The 780-nt window shown below is 51.7% G+C and carries 1 protein-coding gene; it reads right to left on the bottom strand.

Going from position 1 to position 780, the window contains the following annotated elements; all coding sequences use genetic code 11:
• Positions 1-146 precede the first annotated feature (146 nt).
• Complete coding sequence (locus tag IE158_RS13435; RefSeq protein ID WP_268248077.1) at positions 147-686, bottom strand: endo alpha-1,4 polygalactosaminidase; 540 nt, start codon at positions 684-686, stop codon at positions 147-149.
• Between the last annotated feature and the right edge of the window lie 94 nt (positions 687-780).

The raw sequence follows: 780 nt of genomic DNA, 5'->3' as shown, positions 1-780 counted from the left end.
ACCGGGGAGCGAGGTCTGTTTTTGCTGTCCCTCACGTCTGGATATGAAGTTGTCGGGTACTGAGCTCTTGTTGGAAAACCGAAAATTCTGCCGCTCAACTGTGCGGCAGAATCCTGAAGCATCAAAGAGTTTTTGGGACGAACGTCTTACCAGGTACCAAAAGTGCAGAGGGGCGCATAAGCATTGGCATCTCGACCACCCGTGTCCGGGTTTCCGCCGTTTTCGTATCTTGAAGCGCTTACGTTCAGATGCAATTCGTTGGCAATTTGCTGAATGCTCTTATAGCCCGTCTTATATTCTATCTGCTTCCTACGGAAAGCCGTGCAGTCGGCGACATTGTATTCGCGTACGAAGATAGGCTTGCCCTGGTCGCGGAAGGGGGACGCTTTTTCGCATTCTGTATAAGTGAAGCACGATTCGTTGATCAGGCCGTCAAAAATATATGCCAGGCCCCGTTCACCTTCGGGAACCTCCTCACCTCCGTCGGCAATTTGATCAAGATCGTTCTTGAGATAAATCTTTTGGTTCATCTCGTGGGCAGCTTCGGCCAACCACGTATTGTAGGCGTACTGCATCTCGGACGTAATGCCCAAATCAGCAAGTTCTTCTTGAGCATAGATATCGATGTTGTCAGGTTCCAGAGCGTCACAGCCGATACTTGCAGCTTCAGTCATGTGGCCTTGCATGAGGCCCCGCAGCAGGGTGTGCTCAGGCGCTCAGTAGGTGACAACTTCACTTCCAGCCCCTCCTGGTGGGCAAAAAGGCTGGGTCAGCAGGTCT

Origin of the sequence: Deinococcus piscis (assembly GCF_014653275.1) — a bacterium.
Taxonomy (GTDB): domain Bacteria; phylum Deinococcota; class Deinococci; order Deinococcales; family Deinococcaceae; genus Deinococcus; species Deinococcus piscis.
The sequence above is the reverse complement of the archived record's forward strand: the minus strand, read 5'-3'. Positions and strand labels throughout refer to the sequence as shown.

Excerpts from the sequence above, each read along its gene's own strand:
- IE158_RS13435 (WP_268248077.1), bottom strand. The coding sequence starts at position 686 with ATGCAAGGCCACATGACTGAAGCTGCAAGTATCGGCTGTGACGCTCTG.